Genomic DNA, 3,916 nt, shown 5'->3' with positions numbered 1-3,916 from the left:
AAACCGTAACACTCAACCTCGCCGCTTGACAGCCAAAAACATGGGATGTCTGACCGGCGCGGTACCACCGCTACCCGTCCCCTCGTCTGACCGGAGGTACCACCCGAGTGACCGTCTCGTCCCTCACTCCCGACCCCGCCCCGGCCGCCGCCACCCCGGACCCTGACCGGGGCAGCGAGCGTCCGGGTTCCCGGGCGGCGCGCATGCGGATGCCGCTCGCCCGCCACGTCGTCGAAGCCGTCGCGCTGGAGAACGGCGTGTGTATCCGGCCGATGCCGATGCGCCGCACCAACCTGGACACCGGCGAGACGCAGATCATCCCCGTTCCCTGCGGCGCCACCCTGGCATCGGCATGTCCTCCGTGTGCGGAGAAAGCCCGCCGGCTGCGGATGGCGCAGTGCAAGACCGGCTGGCACCTCGACGACGAACCGTTGCCCGCCCCCGATCCGCCCACCGACGAGGCCAAGGCCCTTGCCTCCCTGCGCGCGGACCTCGAATCCGCGCGGGCGGATGTGGAGGCGGCCGGGGACCTGGCGCAGGTCGGGGAGATCGACGAGCTGATCGGCCAGGTCGACGACGAGCTGAACGCACTGGGCGTGCGGGGGAAGGCAGCGCCGGAGAACCGTGATCGTCCTCGCCGGAGCCGCTCGACGCGTCGGCGGCAGGATGCCCCCGACCTGCCTCGGCTGCCGGTGGAGCGGCGCACGGTCGGCCGGACGTTCAGCGCCCCGGACGGCACAGTGTGGCGGCCGTCGATGTTCTTGACGCTGACCTGCGACAGCTACGGCCGGGTTCGCTCGGATGGGACCCCGGTGGACCCGAGTTCGTACGACTACCGGCGGGCGGCGCGGGACGCGATCCACTTCCCGAAGCTGCTGGACCGCTTCTGGCAGAACCTGCGCCGGGCGGTCGGCTGGGACGTCCAGTACTTCGCCGCGCTCGAACCGCAACGCCGTCTGGCGCCCCACCTGCACGCGGCGATCCGCGGGACCGTGCCGCGGGCGATGCTGCGCCTGGTGGCGGCTGCCACCTACCACCAGGTGTGGTGGCCACCGTCCGACCAACCGGTCTACCTCGACGGTCACGTGCCCGTCTGGGATGACGCGGCCGGCGGCTACGTCGACCCGGACACCGGCCTGCCCCTGGCGGCCTGGGATGACGCACTCGACGCGATCGGCGAGCACGACGAACCCGCCCACGTCGTCCGCTTCGGCCCGCAGCTCCGCGCGGACGGCGTGACCGCGAACAGCACGCAGACCGGCCGGATGATCGGCTACCTCACCAAGTATTTGACCAAAAGTCTTGACGCCTGCCATGACCTGGCCAGCGACGCGCATCGGGCCCACGTCGACCGGTTCGCCGATGCCCTGCGGCACGAGCCGTGCTCCCCGACCTGCGCGAACTGGCTGCGTTACGGCGTCCAGCCGCGCAGCGCCCGGCCCGGCCTCGTCCCGGGGCGGTGCAAGGGGAAGGCGCACCGGCGGGAGACGCTCGGCTTCGGCGGCCGGCGGGTGCTGGTCTCGCGCCGATGGTCCGGCAAGACCCTCACCGACCACCGTCACGACCGGATCGCGTTCATCCGCCAGCAGCTCGAAGCGCTCGGCGGCGACGCCGGTTCCGGTGCCGAGCCAAACCCGGACCGGACGGCCTGGCACCTCCTGCGCCCCGGCGACCCAGCGGCGCCCCGCCGCGAACACCTGCTGTTGCACGCGGTCGCCCAACGCCACGCCTGGCGCGCTCAACTCCGTGCCCGGCCCATCGAAGATGCGCCGGGTCCCCCGGCCGCCCGTGCCACCGCTGGCGGGAGTCATCTTCCGGCAACCAGTCCCCCACGGTTTTCCGACGCGGCCTGACCCTCGCTATCACGACTGGAGCACTGCCCATGTCTGAGCAAATGATCCATACACAGACCGTGCGGGCGCTACCCGGCTCCGCGGAGCCACGTGAGGGCGACGGCGTCACCCTCGACGACCTCTACCGGCTTCCGGCCGTGCTCGACCTGCCCACGGCAGCGCGCATCCTCGGCGTCGGGCGGACCGCGGCCTACGAGATGGTGCGTGACGGCCGGTGGCCCACTCCGGTCATCCGGCTGTCCAGCCGGAAGATCCGCATCCCTTCCGTCGCGCTGCTCGACCTGCTCGGCGTCGATCGGCGGGCGGCCTCGTGAGTGCCGGCCGTCAGGGCAGCGTCCGGAAGGACGCTTCCGGCAGGTGGTTCTTCGTCGTCGACATCACCGCAGCGGGTGGGCCGCGTCGGCAGGCTCGGCGGCGTGGGTTCGCGACCAAGAAGGCGGCACAGGCAGCGCTTACGGAGTTTCTCGGCAAGCTCGCGGCCGGCACGTATGTCGAGCCATCCCGGCTGACCGTTCGGGAGTTCATCGAGACCCGCTGGCTTCCGGCAGTCGAGGGTGAGCTGCGGCCGTCGACCCTGGCGTCCTATCGGCGGAACCTGCGGCTGCATGTCCTGCCCCGGCTCGGCGGGGTGCGGCTCCAGCTCCTCGACACGGCTACCCTGCAAGCCCTCTACGCCGAGTTGCTCCGGGCTGGCCGGGCTGACCATGCCCGGGGGCACGGGCTGTCGCCGCGGACCGTGCTCTACATCCACACGATCCTTCGGGGTGCGCTGAAGACGGCAGTCGAATGGGACCTGATCCCACGCAACCCGGCGGACCGGACCAAGCCGCCGCGGCGGAAGGCCCAGGCCGACCGGCACACGAAGATCTGCACCTGGACGAACGCCGAACTCCGGACCTTCCTCGACGCCACCCGCGAGGAACCGACCTACGCCCTGTGGCTGCTGCTTGCCACCACCGGCGTGCGGCGCGGCGAGGCGCTGGGACTCGCCTGGTCGGCCGTGGACCTGGACGCGGGGCGCATCTCGATCCGCCGGACGCTCGTCGACGTCACCACGTCCGGCACCGGCCGGGTGCCGGTGTTCAGCGACCCGAAGACCGTACGCGGCACGCGGGTCATTGCGCTGGATGTGGCCACCGTGACGGCGCTGCGTGATCTGCGGGAGCGCAAGCTGAAGGAACTGGTGTTGCTCGGCAGGGAGCCAGAGGCTGATCTCGTCTTCACCCACTGGGACGGCCGGGCGATGCACCCGGAACGGATCTCCCGGGCGTTCCTGCGGTGGGTGGGGCGCCTCGGTCTGCCGGTCATCCGGCTCCACGACCTGCGACATACCTGGGCAACCCTGGCGCTTGCGAGCAACGTGCATCCCAAGGTCGTCTCCGAGCGGCTGGGGCACGCCAGCATCACGATCACCCTGGAGATCTACAGTCACGTTCTGCCCGGCATGCACTCCGATGCCGCGGAAGTCGTCGCCGGGCTCATCCTCGGCACTGGCGGGCAGGCCGACGAGGACCAGGCGGACCGGCCCGACGACGGCGGCGCGACCGACCCGGACGACTCCGACCGCCCGGGCGATGATGACGGCCCGGATGATGACGAGGGCGGGGAACCGGGCTCGCCTGCGTCCGGCCGTCCGGCCACTGGCCCGCGTACACCGCGACCGTCCACCCCGGCCACGGCTCGGGCGTGACCAATCCGTGACCAAACTGGCCTAAACGATCGGAGGGGGAACGGTGGGCGAGTGTTTGACCTGCGAGAACGCTGCCGTTCAACGGGTGCGGGAGGGGGGACTTGAACCCCCACGCCCGAAGGCGGCAGATCCTAAGTCTGCTGCGTCTGCCATTCCGCCACTCCCGCGTCACCTCCAGAGTAGCGACCGCCTCACCTGGGGGGCGCCCCGCCTCCCGCCGGGTCATGCCCCGCATCCTCGCCGGGACCGTGGACGACCGTGGACGACCGTGGACGACCGTGGGTAGCCATGGAGGCTGCCCCAGCCCGGCCACGAACCTTCGTAGTGGGCCATTCACGGGGCTGTTAGCTGTTGTCGAATCGGCGTCTGATAA

At 71.1% G+C, this 3,916-nt stretch carries 3 protein-coding genes and 1 tRNA gene; 3 read left to right on the top strand and 1 reads right to left on the bottom strand.

Translation table 11 applies throughout. The annotated features are described in order from the left end of the window. Nucleotides 1-107: 107 nt before the first annotated feature. From AC08ON_RS16865 to AC08ON_RS16855, 3 genes are read left to right on the top strand one after another with little or no spacing between them, the layout of a single operon-like run. Nucleotides 108-1,853 (top strand): replication initiator, encoded by a 1,746-nt coding sequence (locus AC08ON_RS16865; RefSeq protein ID WP_476608497.1) that lies wholly within the window; start codon nt 108-110, stop codon nt 1,851-1,853. Nucleotides 1,854-1,882: 29 nt separating this feature from the next. After that, complete coding sequence (locus AC08ON_RS16860; RefSeq protein ID WP_476608496.1) at nt 1,883-2,167, top strand: helix-turn-helix transcriptional regulator; 285 nt, start codon at nt 1,883-1,885, stop codon at nt 2,165-2,167. Continuing rightward, nucleotides 2,164-3,543: a site-specific integrase gene (locus tag AC08ON_RS16855; protein ID WP_476608495.1), complete on the top strand. Its 1,380-nt coding sequence runs from the start codon at nt 2,164-2,166 to the stop codon at nt 3,541-3,543. Before AC08ON_RS16860 ends, AC08ON_RS16855 begins: the two co-directional genes overlap by 4 nt. 86 nt (nt 3,544-3,629) lie before the next feature. Here AC08ON_RS16855 and AC08ON_RS16850 read toward each other — a convergent pair. Next, nucleotides 3,630-3,710, bottom strand: a tRNA-Leu gene (locus AC08ON_RS16850). Between the last annotated feature and the right edge of the window lie 206 nt (nt 3,711-3,916).

The organism is Frankia sp. CoWAU3 (assembly GCF_977971855.1).
The sequence above is the reverse complement of the archived record's forward strand: the minus strand, read 5'-3'. Positions and strand labels throughout refer to the sequence as shown.